This window comes from Flavobacterium sp. FG68 (assembly GCF_057808895.1).
The window spans coordinates 138052-160736 of record NZ_JBMDIY010000007.1; the positions used below are offsets into that span (position 1 = coordinate 138052).

The following is a 22685-nucleotide window of genomic DNA, read 5'->3' on the forward strand; positions in this document are numbered from 1 at the left end:
TTAAATAAAATTAGATTTGCCAAAAACTAAATAACATGAATTTTCAATCCCAAAAATCATTGCTTCAAATTCGTTTGAGCAAAAAAACAGCGATTTTATTTTTTGTATTCGTAAGCACGTTATGGCTTCACGCACAAGAAATAACTTCGCCAGACAAAAATCTTTCTTTAAAATTTGAATTAAAAGAAGGCGGAATTCCGTCTTACCAATTATCATACAAACAAAAAGCAGTTATAAAACCAAGTTCTTTGGGTTTAGAACTTCAAAATATGCCTTCGTTTTTGGATGGTTTTACCATTACAAACACAGCACAATCTTCTGTTGATGAAAATTGGAATCCGGTTTTAGGTGAAGAAAAAACAATTCGTAATCATTACAACGAATTGGTTGTCACATTAGCTCAAGCAAAAAACAACAATAGATTTATTCGTATTCGTTTCCGTTTATTCAACGACGGATTGGGGTTTAGATATGAATTTCCAAAACAAAATGATCTAAGCTATTTTGTAATAAAAGAAGAACGTTCACAGTTTAATTTGGCTGGAAATCATAAAATTTTCTGGATTCCGGGAGATTATGATACCAACGAATATGCGTATACAACATCAAAAATTTCAGAGATTCCTTCACTGATGAAAAAAGCTACTATCGAAATCAATTCGCAGTGGCCAATAAAAGAATTAGCAGTACAAACGCCGTCAATGATGAAATCAGATGATGGTTTATACATCAACATTCACGAAGCAGGATTAATCAATTATCCGGCAATGTATCTTGAAGTTGATGCTGTAAACAACAAAATGATTAGTCATTTAGCGCCAGATGCAGTTGGAGCAAAAGGTTATATGCAGACTGATGCACAATCGCCTTGGAGAACCATTGTAGTAAGCGATAAAGCAACAGATATTTTAGCTTCAAAATTAATTCTGAATCTTAACGAACCAACAAGTTATAAAGATGTTTCGTGGATTAAACCGGTAAAATTCATCGGGATTTGGTGGGAATATTTTGTAGCAGGAAGAAGTACCTGGGCTTTTGGAAAAGAAAACAATGTGAAATTAACAGATGATTTTACAAAACTTACTCCAAACGGAAAACACGGAGCCACAACAGAACGTGCAAAAGAATATATTGATTTTGCCTCTAAAAATGGTTTCGATGCCATCCTTATCGAAGGCTGGAACATTGGCTGGGAAGACTGGATCAACAACTGGAAAGAAGAAGTTTTTGATTATGTAACAGCATATCCGGATTTTGATGTAAAAGCGGTTCATGAATATGCTGCCTCAAAAGGGGTAAAAATTATCATGCACCACGAAACATCAGGATCTGCAACCAATTACGAACGTCGTTTAGATCGTGCTTTTCAATTTATGAACGACAATGGTTATGACGCTGTAAAAACTGGTTATGTAGGGAAAATTATTCCGCGTGGCGAACATCATGACGGACAATGGATGGTGAACCATTACATTAACGTTGCAAAACGTGCCGCTGATTATAAAATTATGATTGACAGCCACGAAGCAGTTCGCCCGACAGGTTTAAACAGAACTTTTCCAAACTGGATCGCTCAGGAGTCAGCGCGCGGCACCGAGTTTGAATCAATGGGAGGATTAGCTCCAGATCATACTACAATTTTACCATTTACCCGTTTAATGGGAGGCCCAATGGATTATACGCCGGGAATTTTTCAAACAGATCTTTCGTATTACGGAACTGGAAGTTCGCAACGAGTAAATACCACTTTGGTAAAACAATTGGCTTATTATGTAACCATGTACAGTCCGTTGCAAATGGCTGCTGATATTCCGGGAAATTATGAGCGTTTTCCAGATGCGTTTCAGTTCATTAAAGACGTAGCTGTAGATTGGGATAACAGCTATATTCTTGAAGCTGAACCTGGAGATTATATTACAATTGCACGTAAAGCAAAAGGCAAAAATGAGTGGTTTATTGGCGGAATTACAGATGAAAATGCAAGAACAGCAAACATTTCATTTGATTATTTACCTGCAGGAAAAAATTTCATCGCCACTATTTATGCTGATGCCAAAGAAGCTAATTGGAATCAAAATCCACAAAAGTATACCGTTACCAAAGTTGTTGTAAACTCAAAAAGCAAATTAAAGCAGTATTTAGCTCCGGGCGGAGGTACTGCCATCAGCATAAAAGAAGCAAATGCTGAAGAATTAAAGGGATTGAAAAAGTTATAGATTACTGAGTTTTTTTTGCCACGAATTGCACGAATTATCACGAATTAAGAACGCAGATTAAAATTTGTGTTAATTCGTGCAATTCGTGGCGAAAAAACTTATGCTCATTTCTGAGCAAAAAACAACTTTACTACTTAAAAACTATTAACCACAAAATGTTTGTCAAATTTAAAAACAATGCGAGTGAGAATGAATTTTAGTTAAGAAATGCTGACAAGCATGCAAAAAAACTACTACTATGAAAATCAAAATTACCACTAGATTATTTCATATTACGAAAACACTAGTCTGTTTTCTATTATTATTTGCAAGTTCAGTTTATGCACAAGATCCGCCTCAATACGGAACTCCATTTGCAGGCGTACCCGATACACGAGATGTAAACATGTATCAGGTTCACATACGTCCGTTTAGTGCCAACGGAAATTTAGCCGGAGTAACCGCCCGATTAGACAATATAAAAGCACTCGGCACCAATGTTATTTATTTAATGCCAATTTATCCGCACGGTACAGATTCCCGAAGTTCGGCTTCGCCTTATTGTATTAAAGATTTTAAAGCCGTAGGATCAGAATATGGTTCACTTGCGGATTTAAGAACTCTAGTCGATGGCGCTCACAGCCGCGGAATGGCCGTTATTTTAGATATTGCCATCAACGGAACTTCATGGGATAATGTCTGGACAGTTTCGCATCCAGAATATTATAAGCGAACCGGAACAACAATTCAGCAATTAGGAAACTTCTCTGATATTGCGGCGCTTGATCTTAATAATTCAGCTACACGAGCAGCTATCAAAGATGCAATGCGCTATTGGATTTTCGCTGCCAACATTGATGGATACCGCTGCGATTATGCTAATAATCCTCCTTTAGATTTTTGGTCTGAAGTGAATTCAAATCTTAGAGGAATTTCTTCTCATAATTTATTAATGTTAGCCGAAGGAGACAGACAAGAGAACTTTCAGGTTGGTTTTGACATGAATTATGGTGACAGATGGTTTCACAGCGGTTTATATGACATTGCTAATGGAGGCCCTGTTTCTCAAAGACTTCAGGACCAGTCCACTTATGAATATGCTAAAGCGACTGGAAACCAGCAAATCGTTAGATATACTGGTAATCATGATACTTATACCAATGATGATGGCGTAAGAAGACCAATTATTCCATTCAAAAGTCATAACGGAATCGTTGCTAATTTCTTAGTTTCGGCTTATATGAAAGGTGTTCCTTTTTTAATGAGCGGACAGGAAATCGACTACGAACCAAAAACAGACTGGCCTTGGACAAACTTTAAATTCAACTGGTCTCAAAATCCAACCGCTGCTGCAGATTTCGCAAAAATCCTAAACTTTAGAACTACAAGTGCTGCCATTAGACGTGGAGATTTAACCACGTATGCAAATGATGATATTAGTATTTTCACTAAAACATTAGGTTCAGAAAAAGTTATTGTAATGTCGAATTTGAGAAATGCTTCAAAATCGTATGTAATTCCGGCGGCTTTAGCAGGAACTTACGTAAATCCATATAACAACAACGCTTCGGTAACTTTAACCACAGGTGCAACAAGAACATTTTCTGCTTATGAATATTTGGTTTTAACCAATACAAATGCTCCAGTTGTAGCCGTTACAGGAGTTTCTGTAAGTCCAACAACGGTAACTGTTGGTTTAGGATCTACACAACTATTAAACGCAACAATTGCTCCGGCAAATGCAACAAATCAAAACTTAACATGGACATCAAGTAATACAGCTGTTGCAACTGTAAATGCTTCTGGTTTAGTTACAGCCGTTGCAGCAGGAACAACAACTATTACGGTAAAAACAGTTGATGGAAATAAAACAGCAACTTCAGCTATAACTGTCGCTGCAATTCCTGTTTCTTCTATAGCCGTTTCGCCAACTACAGCAAGTTTGTATGCCGGAAATACACAGCAGCTTTCAGCGACAATTTCACCAGCAAATGCAACTAATAAAACTGTTACTTGGTCATCAAGTAATACTGGAATTGCAACCGTAAATTCAATCGGACTTGTAACAGCAGTTTCTGCAGGAACAGCTACTATTACAGCTACTACGCAAGACGGAAATAAAACAGCTTCGGCGACAATTACTGTAAATCCGAATACTAATTTTACAGTGTATTTCTATAAACCATCAAACTGGGGAACAGGAATTAAAATTTATTACTGGAATGCTCTCCCAACAGGAGTTTTAGCAGCTGTAAACTGGCCGGGCGTAAACATGACCGATGCCGGAAATGGATGGTACAGCTACACATTTACAAATGTAACGTCAACTAATTTAATTTTTAACGACGGAACAAACCAAACTGCCGATTTAAGCCGAAACAAAACAGGCTGGTACATGAATACGACTTGGTACGATTCAAATCCGGGAACTGTTGTTGCGGTTACAAGCGTAACTTTATCACCAACATCTTCAACATTATTGGTTGGCGCAACGCAACAATTAACTCCAACTGTTAATCCTTCAAATGCAACGAATAAAGCAGTAACTTATAGTTCAAGTAATACTGCTGTTGCAACGATAAACAGTTCAGGATTGATAACTGCTGTCGCTGCAGGTTCTGCAACAATTACGGTTACAACTCAGGAAGGGGCAAAAACAGCGACTTGTGCCGTTACGGTAAATGCATCAAATGTTGCGGTTACAAGTGTGAGTTTGAGTCCGAGTTCTGTATCATTATCTGTTGGAGGAACACAGCAATTAACGCCAACAATTCTTCCTGCAAATGCTACAAACAAATCTGTAAATTATAGTTCAAGCAATACAGCTGTAGCAACTGTAAATAGTTCAGGTTTGATTACGGCTGTTGCAAACGGAACAGCAACTATTACGGTTACAACTGTTGACGCAAACAAAACAAGTACATGCACAGTAACCGTTTCAACTTCAACAGGAGGAAATTATTACACTATTAAAAACAGATGGACAGGCGCCTATTTATCTGATGCCGGAGCAAATGTTGGTTACGGAACTACAGTTTCTGGCAACAGCTATAAATGGCAGAAAATTGCAATTGACGCTACTTATTTCGTTCTTAAAAATGTGGCAACTGGTGAATTAATGAATATTGAAAGCCAAACCGGAACAGTTCAATCTAATATAACAGATACTACTTTCTGGAGCGCGCAATGGTCTAGCGATTATATCGACGGAACTTGGGTTCGCTTAAGAAACAGATGGCAGACTGGAAATATTATTCATGTTGAAAACCAAACAGGTTCTGCACAATACGGAAATTCGCAAGACGGTTGGTACAGCGCACAATGGCAATTAGAGCCAACAACAGTTGGAACAGGAAAATCTGCCGTAACAATTAATGAAGTTTCAGAAACTGAAAAAGTAATTGGTATTTATCCAAATCCGGCAACGAATAATGAATTTCATGTTTTATTACCAGAATTAGAAAACGGAGATTCTGCTGCAATTTCTGTTTCAGATATGAACGGAAGAACGGTTTTATCTGAAAGACTTTCAACTTCCGGAAAAATCGATCATCGTTTAGCTTCGGGAATTTATATTGTAAATATTGTTTCTAAAGATTTTAAAGTGACTAAAAAACTGATCGTTAAATAATTCTTTTTAGATTAAAACTAAATGGCGTATGATAATCTCATACGTCATTTTTTATTTTTTGTCACGAATTTATAGCAGAAAAAAATCTGATACCAAAAACATTTTAACAATCAATACATTAAAACAAAATAATAAAAATAATACTACAAATTTTGCAATATCCAACTTAAATCTGTTACTTTGCGATATGAAATCTACAGCAGTAAATAAAGAAGTTATTAAAGAAGCAATTATCAAAATGAGAGAAGATAAAATTGCTGTACGTTCTTTTTTACAAGGAAAAACTTCTGCCGAAACCTTAACTTCAAAAGGTATCAAACTTGTTAAAACCATATAATTATACTTTTAATTCTGATTCTGGTTATTATAGTTTTTTCACAAAAAGACAAATTGAATACAGAATTGCTTTTTACGAAGATTTTACATTAGCGTCCTGTGTGAGTGATAACGTAAAGCTCGGAAATATTTATCAAATAACCATAGACAAAATTAGTGCTCAGCCAGCACCATTTGATGTATTGGTTTCAGAAACAATCAAAAACATTATAACCGCTTTTTTTGAAAGTATTCAAGATGCATTGATTTACGTTTGTGATGATAATGATAAAAAAGCCTTTCAAAGATTTTCTGCTTTTGACAGATGGTATACTAAAAGTTCTATGACTGATTATATCACAAAGCTTAATCATATTATTGAATTTAATTCTGATAATGAAACGATAAGGCTTTATACCTCTTTAATGTTTCATAAAGAAAATGCCAATATTAAAAACATTGAAGAAGCATTTAATAATATTAGTAATAGTTTAAATGGAGAAAAACCATAGTTAACATAAACGATAAAACCGATATAAAGAAATATATCGGTTTTATTATTTTAAAAAAAATTAATGACCTTACTCCTCAAACAACTCCATTAATTCAAGAGCCCGTTTAATCGACTTCACATTCTCAAAAGTCAATAACAAACGTAACCCATTCACAGTTTGTTTTTCTTTCATTTTGCAAAGATTACTATGCTTCTGAACAAAATTTAAAACATTTCTAAACTTCACCGATTGATAATAATCTGATTGCTGATCTGAAACGAAATAACCAATCATTTTTCCTTGTTTCAAAACTAATTTCTCGATTCCCACTTTCGTTGCAATCCATTTTATTCTGATGCTGTTTAACAATGAAATAGCTTGTTTTGGCAAAGGTCCGAAACGGTCAATCAGTTTTCTTTCGAATTCCTGTAAACCAGCTTCATCTTTTATCGCACCTAATTCGTTATATAAAACCAAACGTTCCGAAACGTTATTGATATATTCATCTGGGAATAAAAGCTCAAAATCGGCATCGATTTGAATGTCTTTTACGTATTCTTTTGTGTCGATATTATTTTCTTCCGGATATAAATCCTTGAATTCGTTTTCCTTCAATTCTTCAATCGCTTCGTTCATGATTTTTTGGTACGTATCAAAACCAATTTCGTTGATGAAACCGCTTTGTTCTCCTCCTAATAAATCTCCAGCACCACGAATTTCAAGATCTTTCATCGCAATGTTAAAACCGCTTCCCAATTCGCTGAATTGTTCTAAAGCCTGAATACGTTTTCTGGCATCTTCGGTCATTGAAGAATACGGCGGACAAATGAAATAACAGAATGCTTTTTTATTGCTTCGTCCGACACGGCCACGCATTTGGTGTAAATCAGACAATCCGAAATTGTTAGCGTTGTTAATGAAAATCGTATTGGCATTTGGCACATCAAGACCACTTTCAATAATCGTTGTAGCAACCAAAACGTCAAAATCTCCGTTCATGAAACCTAACATCAAATCCTCTAATTTGGCGCCGTCCATTTGTCCATGACCAATTCCGACTCTTGCATTTGGAACCAAACGCTGAATCATTCCGGCAACTTCTTTTATATTTTCGATTCGGTTATTGATAAAGAAAACTTGTCCGTTTCGCTGAATTTCATACGAAATCGCATCACGAATAATTTCTTCATTAAAACCAACCACATTCGTTTCAATAGGATATCGGTTTGGCGGAGGCGTTGTAATTACCGATAAATCTCGAGCAGCCATTAACGAAAACTGAAGCGTTCTCGGAATTGGCGTTGCCGTTAAGGTCAATGTATCAACATTGGCTGCAATGGTTTTGAGTTTATCTTTTACGTTAACTCCAAACTTTTGTTCCTCATCAACAATCAATAAACCTAAGTCCTTAAAAACTACATTTTTATTTACTAATTGATGTGTTCCAATTACGATATCAAGTTTTCCCTCGGCTAAATCTTTTAACGTCTGCGTTTTTTGTTTCGCAGTTCTAAATCGGTTTAAGTAACCAATTGTAACCGGCATATCTTTCAAACGCTCCGAAAAAGTTCTGTAATGCTGATACGCCAAAATCGTCGTCGGAACCAAAACTGCAACTTGTTTGCTATTGTCAACCGCCTTAAAAGCAGCACGAATGGCAACCTCCGTTTTTCCGAAACCAACATCGCCACAAACCAAACGATCCATTGGGCGATCGCTTTCCATATCGGCTTTTACTTCTTGTGTCGATTTGGTTTGATCCGGTGTGTCTTCATAAATAAACGAACTTTCTAATTCGTTTTGAAGGTAACTATCCGGCGCAAATTGAAAACCTTTTTCCAAACGACGTTTTGCATACAACTGAATTAAATTGAATGCAATATGTTTGACACGCGCTTTGGTTTTTTGTTTTAAAACCTTCCAGGCGTTCGATCCTAATTTATAAATTTTCGGCGGTGTTCCGTCTTTTCCGTTGTATTTAGAGATTTTATGAAGCGAGTGAATGCTTACATAAACAATATCATTATCAGCATAAACTAATTTAATAGCTTCCTGCGTTTTGCCTTCTACCTGAATTTTCTGTAATCCGCCAAACTTTCCAATTCCGTGATCGATATGCGTTACATAATCACCAACCGAAAGTGCGGTTAATTCTTTTAAGGTAATATTCTGCTTTTTAGAATAGCCGTTTTTGATGTTGAATTTATGATAACGCTCAAAAATCTGGTGATCTGTATAAGCTGTTATTTGATTTTCTTCATCAATAAAACCTTGGTACAAAGGCAATACAATGGTATTATACTGTTTTCTGATATTCTCTGAATTAGCTTCATCTAAAGATTCAAAAATATCATGAAAACGTTTTGCCTGCGTTTCATTCGAACAGAACAAATAATTTTTATATCCGTTAAAATGATTGTCGCTCAAATTATTCAATAACAAATCAAATTGTTTGTTGAAAGATGGCTGAGGCTGAATATGAAATTCGAATTTTTTAGTGGTTTTGAAAATTGGTTTTGAAGCCAATTCAACAATCGAAAAATCTAAGGCGCGTTTTATAAACGAACTTTGATTTAAAAATAATTGCTCCGGTTCGGCATGTTTTATTTCTTTCGAAAGTTTTCCAAAAGCTTCTTCTGCCCTTGCAAATTGCTTGTCTAACTGACTAAAAAGACCGTCAGTATTTTGAATAAACAGTACTGTTTTCTCGGCAATATAATCTAAAAAGCTTTCGCGGTTTTCCTGAAATATCTTGTTTTCAACATTCGGGATAATCGTGATTTTTTTATGCGTTTCTACAGATAATTGCGTCTCTACATCAAAACTTCTGATGCTGTCCACTTCATTTCCAAAAAATTCAATTCTATACGGATGATCGTTTGAAAAAGAAAAGACATCGACAATTCCCCCACGAACCGAAAATTCTCCGGGTTCTGTAATAAAATCAACTCTTTTAAACTCGTATTCAAACAAAACTTCATTGATAAAATCAATCGAAATTTTATCGTTAAGCGCTACTTTTAAAGTGTTTTTATCTAATTGCTGACGTGTAACGACTTTTTCAAAAAGTGCTTCGGGATACGTAACAATTATCGCCGGTTTTTTTCGGGAATTAATTCGGTTTAAAACCTCAGCACGAAGCAAAACATTCGCATTGTCTGTTTCATCAACTTGATACGGACGACGAAATGAAGCAGGATAAAACAAAACATCCTGCTCGCCAATCATCTGCTCCAGATCGTTTAGGTAATATGCGGCTTCTTCTTTGTTGTCTAAAACAATCAAAAAAGGCAGTTCTGTTTTCTTAAAAACAGAGCGTATTACAAAGGAAACTGCGGATCCCAGCAAACCCTGAAGGTGCATTTTTATCTGATTTCCTTCCAGTAAATTGGCTGCAATTTGCTGCGCTTTTGGCAAATTGTCGTATATCGTATATAAGGCGTTTTTACTCAACTCTTGGTAAATTTTGATCTATTGGAGGCGCAGAATTCGGGATTGCGCGGGTTGTGTCTAACATTTTAAGGAAATCAGCTTCTCCTTCTTCTTTTGGAATTTTTGCTTTTTCGACAATTTTATCCATTTGTCTTTCTAACGAAACTAACTCCTTATTTATTTCGCCAATTAAAAAAGCAACTTTATCATCTGGAATTTGATTTAAATGAATAAATAAATCCATCATTTTGACTTTAGTAATCAAAATAGCGATCCTTGCTTTTATTTGCGGCTGATTAAATTGTGATGGAATATTATTATTTAAAGCTATCGCTTTTTTAGAAATCGCTGTTGATTTTTTTTGAAAAGCGCCAATAGTTTTTCTCGGCTTGTCTCCTATTTCTTTTAGGAAATCACGCCACTCTGTCCAGCCTTTTACATTTTGTTCTGAAACCTCGTTTATTGGTTCGTCTATAAAAATCCAGGCTTTATTGATATTGTTAAAGATTTTTTCGTTCTTTTTAGCTTCTTTAGCATTTTCGGCAAGACGTTTTTCATTCTCATTTTGACATGATTGAAGTACAAAAATCAAGAGTAAAAACAACGCTATTTTATATTTCATTTGATAAAATGTTAGGGTGCAAAGTTACGAAGTAAATTTACAATTACGAATTGTGTTTTTTACTAAAGATTCTATAAATCAAGGTTATTTTTTTGCCACAGATTTCACTGATTTAATGGATTATTTTCTTCAAATTAATTAAAAAAATCATTTTAATCTGTGTAATCTGTGGCTAAACCTCATATCATTTAACGTTTTTGAATAGTGAATAATCTAAAAAACGATCTTTATCATTGTTAATTTTATAATTTAATGTTTGAAAAAACGTTGATATTTGCGAAAACGTTATATTTGCAACACTAAATCTAAACAAATGAATCCAAAAATATTAATCATTGGCGCCTGCGGTCAGATTGGAACTGAACTGACGCAAAAACTGCGTAAATTATACGGAACCGAAAATGTGATCGCTTCTGATATTCGAAAATTAAATACTGATGTTGTTAATTCAGGACCTTTTGAAGTGGTTAATGCTTTAGATTTTAATCAAATTGAACATTTAGTAGAAGTACATAAAATTACTGATGTTTATTTGATGGCTGCGCTTTTATCTGCAACGGCAGAAAAAAATCCGGCTTTTGCATGGGATTTGAATATGAATTCGCTTTTTCATGTTTTGAATCTGGCGAAAGCTAAAAAAATTCAAAAGATTTTCTGGCCTTCAAGTATTGCTGTTTTTGGACCGACAACTCCAAAAGAAAATACACCGCAATATACGATTATGGAACCTTCAACGGTTTACGGAATTAGCAAACAAGCGGGTGAAAGATGGTGCGAATATTATCATAATATTTATGGTGTTGATGTTCGCAGTATTCGTTATCCGGGTTTAATAAGCTGGTCTACTCCACCGGGCGGCGGAACTACAGATTATGCGGTTGATATTTTTTATAAGGCTATTGCCGATAAAAAATACGAGTGCTTTTTATCATCTGAAACAAAAATGCCGATGATGTATATGGATGATGCGATTGAAGCAACTATCAATATCATGAAAGCTCCGGCAGAAGAAATTAAAATACATTCTTCATACAATTTAGCGGCAATGAGTTTTACTCCAACTGAAATTGCTGCCGAAATCAAAAAACATATTCCTGAATTTGAAATTACTTATAATCCAGATTTCCGTCAAAAAATTGCGGACAGCTGGCCGGCAAGTATTGATGATTCTTCTGCAAGAGAAGACTGGAAATGGAATCATAAATTTGATTTAGAGTCCATGACTAAAGATATGATTGAACATTTGAGTTAAGACCATAAATAAAAATAAAATAAGTCTCGTTTAATTTTCAGAAATGAATTTTAAACGAGATTTTTTTATGCCTTATTTTGATTTCACATAATGTTATAAAAATTTATTTGCTGATTATTTTCTTACATTTGAATACATTAAACCAAAAATATTTATACCCCAAAAAACCATTTTAATTTATGACAAATTCATTTCAGCCCATTCAGGAAGATAAAAGAACCGCTATTGTAGATATTTTACGGGGATGGGCTTTATTAGGAGTTGCAATAGGAAATTATGTCGATTTCCGATACATCGGATTAGAGCGTTTTATCATGAAAAAAGGCATTTTTTCTGATATTATCAGCTATTTCAATCTCTACTTTTTTTCTGCTAAATCCTGGACTCTTTTAAGCATTTTATTTGGTTACGGATTTGCCGTTCTTATTAATAATGTTGCCGAAAAAGGTAAAAATCCCGTTTCCTTTTTTTGCTGGAGGATGTTTATTCTGTTTGTTTTTGCTTTTATAAATTCTGCTTTTTGGCTTGGTGATATCTTAAAAGATTATGCTTTTTTAGGGTTGCTGCTTTTGTTCTTTTACAGAAGCTCTCCCAAAACAATTTTAATAACATCTGGAATTCTTCTTTTATCTGTTCCGTTTCTTACTGCTTATATTAATTCGGTAAAACAAACATTGCCAGATGTACAATCTACTGCTAAATATTTAAAATTATTTTATTCTGATAATTGGCTTGATGTATTCCAATTTAATTTACTGGGAACTTATTATCAGGAAATGATTAATCTCGTTTATGCCGTTACGGTTCATGTTGTAATGTTTGCGCTTATGCTTTTGGGTTTTTATGCTCAAAAAATTAACTTTTTTAATCGTTTACCTGAATTTAAAAAACTATTAAAAAGAACTTTTTTGATAACATTGATTTTAGCAATAATTGCAGGTGTTCTTTTTGAAATTGCAATTAAGCAGAAAGTAACTTTCCCTGTTTTTCATCCCGTTTTTTGGATCATAATAAATACAATGATATGCATTGCATCTGGAATTTGTTTGTTGTATACTAACGGAAAACTGAAAACAATTTTCAGCTATTTTAAAGTGAGCGGTAAAATGACACTGACCAATTATTTGATGCAAAATATTATTGCGTGTTTTCTTTTCTCCGGGATTGGTTTCAAAATTTACAATACGCTGCCGTATTGGTTTTACTTTTTCTTAGCCATTTTTGTCTTTACAATTCAGCTTTTTATAAGTAAATGGTGGCTTTCAAAATTCAATTATGGCCCGGTTGAGTGGTTGTGGAGAGTTTTAAGTTACAGAAAGATGTTTCCGTTTAAGAAAAAGCAATCTGATATTATTTCGGAAGTAAAAACAGTATGAATTTGAAAAAAAAGAGGATATGCAAAAACATATCCTCTTCTTATTTTAATTTTGTGAATTATTTTCCCTTCAATAATTTCTCTAAATATTCAACTTTTTCTTTTTCAGACTGAACCAAACGCTCATAAAGTTCCACAACTTTATCAAGAGGATTAAAATTGCAGTGATATGCATTTCCATTAATAACACTTCCGTCATTTAATGTATTTCCAATAATATTTAAAACCGCTTCTTCAGAGAAATTTTTAATTCCTTCAACAGTTACGCCTAATATTTCGGCAATTGCCTGAAGTTTTTCATCATCAATTGTTTCGCTGTTTTCAATAGCTGAAACAGTCTGCTGGCTCGTGCCTAAAGCTTGTGCCAAAGCTTCCTGCTTCATATCGCGAAGTTCACGAATACGGCTTATTTTTCGCCCTATATGATTTGGTTTTGTTAGTGTGCTCATAATTCAAAGATATTTAAAATTCTTTTTGCAAAATAGTTTTTGGTAAAAAACACATTGTTTCGGTAAGAAACAATTTTAAATAGTTTCTTTATGATCTGTATTTTATTCGCAATAACAAAAATACAATTTTTCATACAAGTATTGAGTAAAAAATATTCTGAAGCTTTTATGTTTCAAATATTATTGATCCTGTTTTGTTTCCGTTTAACACATGGTTTGAATTAAATAAAGAAGCCCTTAAAAAATTAATTTTAAGGGCTTTTATTATTTTATAAAGTAAATTATTTCACTTCAAAAACATTATTTGCAGGTTTTACATCAGCCATTAATCCGCTTGGATCAATTGTAATTTTTTTGATTGCTGTTTTGCTCTTGTCAATTGTAAAACTGTAGTTTGACATTGCCCAAGCCCAATCCTCTACAACTGTTCTTTTCTCATTCGGGTTTGGATTTGGTTTAATGAAATTCATCATTCTTAACGGAATGTAGAAGTTTTCAGAAGTTCCGTCTGTATAATCCACTTTTAGATCGATTGGCATTGGCATTCTTCCAATTCTTTCTAAAGTAATTGTTGTTTTTCCTGAATTATCAGCAACATCTTTAATTCCATAATCAATTGTATTAGCAGTTTGCGCCCAGTCAATTAAATACCAATCTAACTCTGCTCCAGAAACTCTTTCTGCAGTTCTTTTGATATCATTTGGAGTTGGATGTTTGAATTTAAAGTCGTTGAAATATCTTTTTAAAGTAGCGTCCAGGCTTTCTTTCCCAATTACATATTCTAATTGTGCTAAAAAGATACATCCTTTTACATAAGATGAAATACTGTAAGGACGGTTTTCATCGTAACGATCTCCGTGTGTTGTCTGTGGCTGTTCTTTTCCAGAATTAACTAAACTATAATAAGCAGCATAAGTTCCTTTAAACGGATTTGCTTCTTTTTTATCTCCTTTTAATTCATTCAAAGCACTGTCTTCGATGTAAGTTGTAAAACCTTCATCCATCCAAGGGTGTTTTGATTCGTTTGAAGCCAAAATATGCTGGAACCAAGAGTGTCCTAATTCGTGAGTTGCAGTTCCAAGAATTCCTTCAAGAGTTCCGTTTCCTAACATCAAAGTACACATTGCATATTCCATTCCGCCGTCGCCGCCCTGAATAAATGAATATTGTTTGTACGGATATGCTCCAACTCTATGATTGTAATAATCCATTACTTTTACCATTAAAGGTTCTAACTGTTTCCAGTTTGCAGTTGTTTTTTCATTGTTTTTGTAGAAGAAATGCAAATCAACATCATTTGGTCCTTTTACAATATCATGTGTGTATTCTTTATCAGCTGCCCAGGTAAAATCGTGAACGTTTGGCGCAATAAAATGCCATGTTAATGTTTTTGCTTTTTTAGGATAAACAACTGTTACACCAGCATCTTCATAACCATGACCAATTGTGTTTTTATCTTGTAAATATCCAGAACCTCCTATGGTATAGTCTTTATCGATTGTAATCTTTACATCAAAATTACCCCAAACACCGTGAAATTCTCTTGCGATGTACGGATCTGCGTGCCATCCTTCAAAATCAAATTCGGCTAATTTTGGGTACCATTGTGACATTGAAAGTTCAACACCTTCAGAATTATTTCTTCCAGAACGACGAATTTGTACCGGAACCTGACCATCAAAACCTAAAGTGAAAGTGGTTTTTGAATTTGGCAAAATTGGTTTAGGTAAAATCACTTCTAAAATAGTTCCTGAAACTCTTGTCTGCGCTGAAATTCCGTCTTGTTTGAAATCAGAAATTTTTAAATACCCAATTTCATTAAGTTTCAAAGATTCAATACGGCTTTGTTTTACTTCTTTTCCGTCAGCAGTTTTTACTTTATTTACCATTCTTCCGTCAGGATCTTTGATAAAATGAAGACGAGCGTCCATTTCACTTCCCGGCTGAAAAGCATTTGGGAATAAATGATAAAACACTTTTCTTAATGTATCAGGAGAATTATTGGTATAAACCAATTCTTGTTTCCCTTTATACTGATAGTTTTTTACATCCATTGAAACCTCCATTTTATAGTCGGCATGCTGCTGCCAATATGGGGTACTTTGGGCAAAAGAAGCGTTTAAACCTAAGCTCAAAAAAGAAAGTAAAATAATTTTTCGCATGTTAATTTAATAATGAAAATGGAAGAGCTGCGGCTCTTCCATTGGATTAGTATTCTATATATTGTTTATTTCTTCGACATTTTTTCAGCCATTAATAAAGCGTTGTAAGCATTTACCATTTTTGCTGTTTTTGATGATTCTGCAGAAGAAACTGCAACTGGTTTTTCATTTGGATTTTCGTTTTCACCAAGAACTACTTTTGCAGGAAGTGCAACACCAGAATCCATTAAAATTTTCTTAACCTGAGAAGCTTTTAATTTTGGATAATAAGAACGAATCAAAGCTGCAACACCTGCCGCATTTGGAGACGCCATTGAAGTTCCCTGCAAGTATTTGTATTTGTTGTTTGGAACTGTTGCATAAATTTCTTCACCCGGAGCAAAAACGTCTACATTTATTTTTCCGAAGTTTGAAAATCCTGCTACAACAGTTTCTCCATATTGTTTGTTAATAGCACCAATTGTGATTACGTTATCAGCAAATTCTTTAATATTGTCCTGAGAATCGTTTGGATAATTAATATTTTTTGTTTCGTCAATATTGTAACCATCGTTACCCGCTGCATGAACAATTAAAACGTCTTTTTTTGCTGCATATTTAATGGCATCGTAAACCCATTGCTTGTGCGGAGAAAAGCTTTTTCCGAAACTTCCATTGATCACTTTTGCACCATTATCAACTGCATAACGAATTGCAAGGGCGATATCTTTATCATATTCGTCTCCGTCTGGAACTGCTCTAACTGTTAAGATTTCAACATTATTTGTAATTCCGTCTCCGCCTAAATTATTACCGCGAACTTGTGCAATGATTCCGGCAACGTGAGTTCCGTGAAGTGCTTTTTCTTTATCCGGACCAAAAACAATATTATTTCCATAATGGTTGTTTTTAATATCTTCAGGATTATCGCCTACCACTTTTCTTCCGTCAAACTCTTTGTTTAAGTTGTAGTTTAACTGATCGTAAACTTGTTCTCTGTATTCTTCAAAATCAGCTTCAGGATCAAAAGTTGGTCCTGCGTTTGTGAAAATTTGAGTCATGATCATTTTACTTCTTGCTACTTTTGGATCTGTAGAAGTAATCGCTGCTAAATCTTCAACTTTATATGTTTTTTTATTAAGCTCTTTTTTGATTGTTGCATGAACATCAAGTAAAAAATCTACTTGTTCTTTGTCTTTTAAAGCTTCTTCATATTTTTTAGTATATTGTTCTAAAGCTTGTTTGTATTCTGCAGAACCGTCATCTTTCTTTTTAATGATACGGGTCATTTCAAGATTTTCGGCAACAGCATTTCCAAGAAAGTTCCATCCGTGAACATCATCAATGAATCCGTTTTTATCATCGTCGATTCCGTTTCCTGGAATTTCTTTTGGATTAGTCCAAATCATTCCTTTAAGATCTTCGTGCTCAATATCAACACCAGAATCTACAATTCCTACAATAACTTTTTTTCCTGTTTTACCCTGAAGTAATTCGGCGTAAGCCTTATCAACACTCATTCCCGGAATAGAATCTTTTATTAAATCAAGATGACTCCATCTTTTTAATTCATTTTCACTAACCGGAGCTTTTTTTACAACCGCTAAAGGCGCTGTAATAAATTCTTTAGAAGTTGAAACTTGCGCTTGTAAAGTAGCGCTGCAACCTGCTAAAACAAGTAATGCAAAAGCAGATAATTTGAGAGGTTTTATATGACTCATGTATCTAGAATATAATTGTAAAAGTTAAAAGTGGGGTCTAAATTATGCTTTTTTGTTACAAAAAGCTAACTGTTAACACTGTGTTATGAAATTATGATTAAGTTTTTTTAAAATTAATTTCGTTCTGATAAGACATTTATTACTTATTCATTTTTTTTTAATACAGCTTCACATAATAAAATCTGAAATCATTATTGTATCATTGTGACACCAAAAACATTTAGATCAGCCTATGAAAACAAAATTACTTTTACTGCTATTTTTAGCACATTTTTCTATTTATGCACAATACACTTTAATTCCGGATAGTAATTTTGAAAAGAAATTAATATCTCAAGGCCTTGATTCAGGTCCTATAGACGGACAAGTATTGACTTCAAAAATTGCTGCAGCAAAAACTTTGGATGTATCAAATGCATCTATTACAAATTTAACCGGTCTTGAAGATTTTGTGTCTTTAGAATATTTTGTATGTGGTTTTAATAAACTAAACACTTTAGATGTATCTAAAAACACAAAACTAAAACAAATTGAATGTTATGAAAATAACATAACCAGTTTAGACCTTTCTCACAATCCTGATTTAGAGTATTTAGATTGCTTTAAAAACAAGTTAACTAGTTTGGATTTATCTCAAAACAAACTATTAACTGTAGTTTACTGTTATGAAAATTTATTAACGAATCTAAATATTACTAATCTGACTTCTCTTAAAAGCTTAGATTGTCCAAATAATCAATTAACAGTTTTAGATGTTTCTACCAATACAGCTTTAGAAGAATTAGATTGTCAATTTAACAAAATAGAGCGTTTAGATCTTTCGAAAAGTACAGTGTTAAATAGACTGGTATGTTATTCGAACCAATTAACTTATTTGAATTTAAAAAATGGCAACAATACAAATTTCAAATTAGCTTATTCAAAATTTATTAATAACCCAAATTTAACTTGTATTGAAGTTGATGATGCTGTTTATTCAAATACAAATTGGGCAGCAATAAAAGATGCAACTGCTTTTTATAGTCAAAATGCCTGTCCTGATGCTGGATATACTTTGATTCCAGATTCTAATTTTGAGGAAAAATTAATTGATTTAGGTATTGATACAGATGGGTTAAATGGGAAAATATCAGGTGCAGACATAGACGGAATTACCTATTTAGATCTTTCTAACAGTAATATTACAGATTTAACCGGAATCGAAATTTTTACAGGCTTAACTTATTTAGATTGCGACAACAATAATCTAAGTACTGTAGATGTAAGCAAAAATGTCCATTTAATTAAATTGGCCTTATCTGGAAATAAATTAACGACTTTAGATCTTTCTGCAAACAAGGATTTATTTAATTTATCTTTTAATTATAATCAAATTTCGACAATTGATTTGTCTCAAAATAAAAATCTTCATTATTTAATTGCTGACAATAATAAACTAAACAGTGTTGATTTATCTTCTAATCCTGAATTAGAAATCATCTTTGCTGATTTCAACAATTTGTCTGAACTAAATGTGTCCAACTTAAAAAATCTATATCTTTTAAGCTGTGGCTTCAATAATCTTTCTGGACTTAATGTTGTATCAAATACAAAACTTGAACAACTGTATTGTTACAACAATCAAATAACGACTTTAGATTTGAGCAATAATGCTTTACTAAAAACTTTGAATGCTGCATTTAACCAAATAACAACTTTAGATTTGTCTCACAATCCAAACTTGACTATTATTTATTTAGTCGTAAATCCATTGACGTATTTAAATATTCAAAATGGTAATAATGAGAATTTTGTTGTGCCTTCAGAAAATGGTAAAAAGGCCGCTGGTGTTTATACAAGCTTCTTGCAAAATAGCAAACTTGGTTGTATAAAAGTTGACAATGCTGCGTATGCAAATGCAAACTGGTCTAAGATTAAAGAAAGTACCACCGTTTATTCTGAAACTTGTACATTAGGACTTGAAGATTCTGTATTTAATAAAGCAGCAATTTATCCAAACCCAACAAAAGGCGAATTGAATATTAAAAATGTAAGTTTAGAAAAAGCGAATGTTTACAATTCATTAGGGCAATTAGTTAAGTCATTTACTCTAAATTCTGCCGATGTAAATCATTCAATCAATTTAAGCGGTTTGTCAAAAGGAGTCTACTACGTATATTTAATCAATCAAGATGCAGCTTCAGCTAAAAAAGTAATCGTCGAATAAAATAATACTTCCCATTATACTAAAAAATCCCATTTTCATTAAGTTGAAAATGGGATTTTTTTATGTTTTTAGAAGATATCTTCACAAGTAAAAACGTCTTTTAAACGAACACCTTTTTCTGTATGTTCAACAGTAATAATTTGATTATGCGCATCATGTTCTAAAAATAAATAATGATTATGATCTGCTGCTGCATTTAAAAATTTAGCTTTTTCCGGCATTGTTAATAAAGGTCTTGTGTCGTAACCCATAACATACGGAAGCGGAAGATGTCCCGCCGTTGCCAATAAATCAGCACAAAAAACTATTGTTTTATCCTGATATTGAATATGTGGAATCATTTGTTTTTCGGTATGGCCATCTGCATAGAAAATTCCGAAACCTAATTCTTTAGAGAAACCAAAATCACTTTCTGGTCTTTCAATAAAATTCAATTGCCCGCTTTCCTGCATTGGGATAATATTTTCTGTTAAGAAAGATGCTTTTTCCCTTGCATTTGGTTTTGTTGCCCAATTCCAGTGATTTTCATTTGTCCAGAATTTTGCATTTTTAAAAGCCGGTTCATAAAAAGTCTTTTCAGAATTCCATTGAATACTTCCGCCGCAATGATCAAAATGTAAATGTGTCATAAAAACATCGGTAATATCATCTCGGTGAAAACCATATTTTGCCAATGATTTATCAATAGAATGTGATCCCCAAAGTGAATAATAACCAAAGAATTTCTCCGATTGTTTGTCTCCCATTCCGGTATCAATCAAAATCAGGCGGTTTCCATCTTCAATAAGTAAACAGCGCGCCGCGATATCAATAAGGTTATTTTCGTCCGCCGGATTGGTTTTATTCCAAATAGTTTTTGGAACAACGCCAAACATAGCGCCGCCATCCAATTTAAAATTTCCGGATTCTATAGGGTAAAGTTTCATGAGCTTAAATTTCTAATAAGAAAACAAAGCTAGGAAATCCAAATTCCTTTTGCTAGGCATTCTCAAAATAATGTTTCTCTCACAAATATACATTGCCCACAGATTTTACGGATTCAACGGATTTCCACTGTGTTTTTATTTTTAGCTACGCAGCTAATTAAATGATTCTGTGTAAACCTCTTAGATCAGTAAAATCCGTGGGCTAAAAAAAACACTTTTATTCCAAAGTAATTGAAGCGCTTCCCATTATTTCTTGTTTGTCGAAGAAGTTGACAAAGTAAGTTCCTTTTTTAAATGGATTTTCATCAGAATTCAAAATTCCATATAGATTTAAAGCCTTTCCCTGAAAATCTGCTGCTACAATAAAACTGTAAACTAAAGCTTTATCGTTGCCAAATTCTATTAATTTATTTTCGCCCAAAACAGTATTTTTTTGGTCTAAAACCTGAATATAAAACACCTTTTTTCCTGTTTTGGCAACAGCATTTCCGTTAACCGAAAAACTTACTTTTAATTTATTAGTACTTTTTGCTCTGTCTGTTTCCTGTTCTTTTCCTGATTTTTTTTCACGAAGCGCAATCACTTTAAAATTATTTAGAACTAGTTTTGAAGCATCTTTTATGGTTGATTCTAACTTTTTCTGCTTTAAAATTAAAGTATCATTTTCTGCTTTTTGCTTATACATTACAACATTCTGAGATTCAATTTCTGTAAGCAAGCTTTTATTTTGAGATTTAAGACTTTTTATTTCTGCAATTTTAAAGGCTAATGCTGTCTGCATATCTGAAAGCTGTTTTCTAAAAATTTGAATTTGAGTATTTGAAGGATTCTCAGATGCTTTTATAATTTCCATTAAATTTTCGACATTCTTCTTTTCAAATGCCAATTGCTGCGAAAGGGCCGTTTTTTCTAAAATTGCAACATCATATTCTAATTTCAAAACATTTAAAGAATCAAGAATACTTTTTTGAGCAATGTACTCCTTATTGTTATTGACAAGTTTAATTTTTTTATTGCTTGCTTCCTCCTTGTCTGCCTCATCTTTTAGTTCTTTACTAAATATATAAAAAGTAGCACCTATTCCAAAAATAAAGAATATTGCTAAAAGTGCCCTGATCCATTCGTTTGTGTGGTTTTTCTTCATCATTCATCACAATTTATTGCAAAAATACCATTATTTTATTCGACTAAACAAGTAGAAATACGGTTTTTTAGCTTATTTACAATAACTTAAAGCGCAGTAAACCAGTATTTTACAGAATCATCTGACTTTTCGTTCAAAAACAAAATTCCTTGTAAACTAAAAGTCACTCAACAAAGGACTTTTAGGCAAAAATAACTTCTCTCTATTTTAACATTTGTTATAATAATGTGAACCGTTATGGAAAAAGGTTTTTAAGTCGTATCTTTGCAGACAATTTCATTTGAACGTTGAAATTGGCATTTAAATTTTATGTAATAAATTGATTACTATTTAAATGCAGATTAAAATGATCTTTTAAAAACAAATACCATAAACAATGATAAAGGTTTCTGATACAGCCAAAAAGAAAATCATCGATTTGATGACAGATGATGGTTTTGACGCCGCAAGCGACTACGTAAGAGTAGGCGTAAAAAGTGGTGGATGCTCTGGTTTGTCTTATGACTTAAAGTTTGACAAAACAAAGGGCGAAGATGACAAAATATTCGTAGACAATGATATACAGATTGCAGTTGAAAAAAAATCATTTCTATATTTAGCCGGAACAATTTTAGAATTCTCTGGCGGATTAAACGGAAAAGGATTCGTTTTCAATAATCCAAATGCAAGCAGAACTTGTGGCTGCGGCGAATCATTCTCTCTTTAGTCAAAAGCCGAAAGTCGTAAAGTCATAAAGACTAAATTGACTTCAAACTTTGGACTTTAAAACTATTAGACAATAA

General features: G+C 33.4%; 15 protein-coding genes. 8 read left to right on the forward strand and 7 right to left on the reverse strand.

Features of this window, described 5'->3' with window-relative positions:
• Positions 1-35: 35 nt before the first annotated feature.
• From ACODSB_RS06690 to ACODSB_RS06705, 4 genes are all read left to right on the forward strand, one after another.
• Positions 36-2216 (forward strand): glycoside hydrolase family 97 protein, encoded by a 2181-nt coding sequence (locus tag ACODSB_RS06690; RefSeq protein ID WP_488936458.1) that lies wholly within the window; start codon positions 36-38, stop codon positions 2214-2216.
• A 238-nt stretch (positions 2217-2454) separates the two neighbouring features.
• The gene (locus tag ACODSB_RS06695) at positions 2455-5826 is read left to right on the forward strand and encodes an Ig-like domain-containing protein (RefSeq protein WP_488936459.1); all 3372 of its coding nucleotides are present in this window, start codon (positions 2455-2457) and stop codon (positions 5824-5826) included.
• A gap of 187 nt (positions 5827-6013) precedes the next feature.
• On the forward strand, positions 6014-6163 hold the full coding sequence (locus tag ACODSB_RS06700; protein WP_488936460.1) for a hypothetical protein: 150 nt from the start codon (positions 6014-6016) through the stop codon (positions 6161-6163).
• On the forward strand, positions 6147-6653 hold the full coding sequence (locus tag ACODSB_RS06705) for a DUF6169 family protein (protein ID WP_488936461.1): 507 nt from the start codon (positions 6147-6149) through the stop codon (positions 6651-6653). Before ACODSB_RS06700 ends, ACODSB_RS06705 begins: the two co-directional genes overlap by 17 nt.
• A gap of 69 nt (positions 6654-6722) precedes the next feature.
• Here ACODSB_RS06705 and mfd read toward each other — a convergent pair whose 3' ends face one another.
• Both mfd and ACODSB_RS06715 read right to left on the reverse strand, forming a co-directional pair.
• The gene (mfd, locus tag ACODSB_RS06710) at positions 6723-10088 is read right to left on the reverse strand and encodes a transcription-repair coupling factor (protein WP_488936462.1); all 3366 of its coding nucleotides are present in this window, start codon (positions 10086-10088) and stop codon (positions 6723-6725) included.
• Positions 10081-10689, reverse strand: a complete 609-nt coding sequence (locus ACODSB_RS06715) for a hypothetical protein (protein WP_488936463.1) — start codon at positions 10687-10689, stop codon at positions 10081-10083. The genes mfd and ACODSB_RS06715 overlap by 8 nt, the downstream gene beginning before the upstream one ends.
• 313 nt (positions 10690-11002) lie before the next feature.
• Between ACODSB_RS06715 and ACODSB_RS06720 the strand changes: the two genes are divergently transcribed.
• Both ACODSB_RS06720 and ACODSB_RS06725 read left to right on the forward strand, forming a co-directional pair.
• Entirely contained in the window at positions 11003-11941 is a 939-nt protein-coding gene (locus tag ACODSB_RS06720) for an L-threonine 3-dehydrogenase (protein WP_053472846.1), read from the forward strand.
• 179 nt (positions 11942-12120) lie between these two features.
• The gene (locus tag ACODSB_RS06725; protein WP_488936464.1) at positions 12121-13317 is read left to right on the forward strand and encodes a DUF418 domain-containing protein; all 1197 of its coding nucleotides are present in this window, start codon (positions 12121-12123) and stop codon (positions 13315-13317) included.
• Between the two features lie 58 nt (positions 13318-13375).
• Here ACODSB_RS06725 and ACODSB_RS06730 read toward each other — a convergent pair whose 3' ends face one another.
• From ACODSB_RS06730 to ACODSB_RS06740, 3 genes are all read right to left on the reverse strand, one after another.
• The gene (locus ACODSB_RS06730) at positions 13376-13765 is read right to left on the reverse strand and encodes a helix-turn-helix domain-containing protein (protein ID WP_180857134.1); all 390 of its coding nucleotides are present in this window, start codon (positions 13763-13765) and stop codon (positions 13376-13378) included.
• Between the two features lie 281 nt (positions 13766-14046).
• A complete protein-coding gene (locus ACODSB_RS06735; protein ID WP_488936465.1) occupies positions 14047-15927 on the reverse strand; it encodes a M1 family metallopeptidase in 1881 nt (626 codons plus the stop codon).
• Positions 15928-15992: 65 nt separating this feature from the next.
• Positions 15993-17627 carry a S8 family peptidase gene (locus ACODSB_RS06740; RefSeq protein WP_488936466.1) on the reverse strand — a complete coding sequence of 545 codons (1635 nt, stop codon included), beginning with the start codon at positions 17625-17627 and terminating at the stop codon, positions 15993-15995.
• A 232-nt stretch (positions 17628-17859) separates the two neighbouring features.
• On the opposite strand from ACODSB_RS06740, the gene ACODSB_RS06745 reads away from it, so the two are divergent.
• Entirely contained in the window at positions 17860-19833 is a 1974-nt protein-coding gene (locus ACODSB_RS06745) for a T9SS type A sorting domain-containing protein (protein WP_488936467.1), read from the forward strand.
• A 68-nt stretch (positions 19834-19901) separates the two neighbouring features.
• Here ACODSB_RS06745 and ACODSB_RS06750 read toward each other — a convergent pair whose 3' ends face one another.
• Together ACODSB_RS06750 and ACODSB_RS06755 are read right to left on the reverse strand one after the other, a co-directional pair.
• Positions 19902-20759 (reverse strand): MBL fold metallo-hydrolase, encoded by an 858-nt coding sequence (locus ACODSB_RS06750; RefSeq protein ID WP_488936468.1) that lies wholly within the window; start codon positions 20757-20759, stop codon positions 19902-19904.
• A gap of 217 nt (positions 20760-20976) precedes the next feature.
• Entirely contained in the window at positions 20977-21906 is a 930-nt protein-coding gene (locus tag ACODSB_RS06755; RefSeq protein ID WP_488936469.1) for a hypothetical protein, read from the reverse strand.
• Between the two features lie 373 nt (positions 21907-22279).
• Between ACODSB_RS06755 and ACODSB_RS06760 the strand changes: the two genes are divergently transcribed.
• A complete protein-coding gene (locus tag ACODSB_RS06760; RefSeq protein WP_012023267.1) occupies positions 22280-22609 on the forward strand; it encodes a HesB/IscA family protein in 330 nt (109 codons plus the stop codon).
• Positions 22610-22685 lie beyond the last annotated feature (76 nt).

Coding starts and splice junctions, on each gene's coding strand:
- ACODSB_RS06690 (WP_488936458.1), top strand. CDS start 36: ATGAATTTTCAATCCCAAAAATCATTGCTTCAAATTCGTTTGAGCAAA.
- ACODSB_RS06695 (WP_488936459.1), top strand. CDS start 2,455: ATGAAAATCAAAATTACCACTAGATTATTTCATATTACGAAAACACTA.
- ACODSB_RS06700 (WP_488936460.1), top strand. CDS start 6,014: ATGAAATCTACAGCAGTAAATAAAGAAGTTATTAAAGAAGCAATTATC.
- ACODSB_RS06715 (WP_488936463.1), bottom strand. CDS start 10,689: ATGAAATATAAAATAGCGTTGTTTTTACTCTTGATTTTTGTACTTCAA.
- ACODSB_RS06720 (WP_053472846.1), top strand. CDS start 11,003: ATGAATCCAAAAATATTAATCATTGGCGCCTGCGGTCAGATTGGAACT.
- ACODSB_RS06725 (WP_488936464.1), top strand. CDS start 12,121: ATGACAAATTCATTTCAGCCCATTCAGGAAGATAAAAGAACCGCTATT.
- ACODSB_RS06730 (WP_180857134.1), bottom strand. CDS start 13,765: ATGAGCACACTAACAAAACCAAATCATATAGGGCGAAAAATAAGCCGT.
- ACODSB_RS06735 (WP_488936465.1), bottom strand. CDS start 15,927: ATGCGAAAAATTATTTTACTTTCTTTTTTGAGCTTAGGTTTAAACGCT.
- ACODSB_RS06740 (WP_488936466.1), bottom strand. CDS start 17,627: ATGAGTCATATAAAACCTCTCAAATTATCTGCTTTTGCATTACTTGTT.
- ACODSB_RS06745 (WP_488936467.1), top strand. CDS start 17,860: ATGAAAACAAAATTACTTTTACTGCTATTTTTAGCACATTTTTCTATT.
- ACODSB_RS06750 (WP_488936468.1), bottom strand. CDS start 20,759: ATGAAACTTTACCCTATAGAATCCGGAAATTTTAAATTGGATGGCGGC.
- ACODSB_RS06755 (WP_488936469.1), bottom strand. CDS start 21,906: ATGATGAAGAAAAACCACACAAACGAATGGATCAGGGCACTTTTAGCA.
- ACODSB_RS06760 (WP_012023267.1), top strand. CDS start 22,280: ATGATAAAGGTTTCTGATACAGCCAAAAAGAAAATCATCGATTTGATG.